1 protein-coding gene is annotated in these 292 nt (G+C 66.4%); it reads left to right on the top strand.

All coding sequences use genetic code 11. The annotated features are described in order from the left end of the window. Positions 1-34 precede the first annotated feature (34 nt). The coding region (locus EOS_RS05465; protein WP_047845589.1) for a DUF4280 domain-containing protein at positions 35-292 on the top strand (258 nt) is incomplete at its 3' end.

Here is a 292-nt window from a genome sequence, read left to right as displayed (position 1 = left end):
TCAAGCATCTCGAGAAATGGGTGAGGGGCTGATCATGGGCATTCAGGTCACTGCGGGAACGGCGTTGCAATGCAGCTTCGGCGCGGCTCCTGCCCCGTTGAACGTGCTGCCGGCTACAGGTGTGCTCGCAGGTGCACCGGCCGCGACCGTGATGGACCACGTGCCGATGCTCAACATCATGCCGTTCGGCGTATGCAGTTGCGTGGCCAATCCGATGGTTGCGGCGGCCACGGCGGCGGCGCTCGGCGCACTGACGCCGATGCCGTGCGTGCCGATGACGACGGCGCCGTGG

The organism is Caballeronia mineralivorans PML1(12), from assembly GCF_001028175.1.
GTDB lineage: Bacteria > Pseudomonadota > Gammaproteobacteria > Burkholderiales > Burkholderiaceae > Caballeronia > Caballeronia mineralivorans.
The sequence above is the reverse complement of the archived record's forward strand: the minus strand, read 5'-3'. Positions and strand labels throughout refer to the sequence as shown.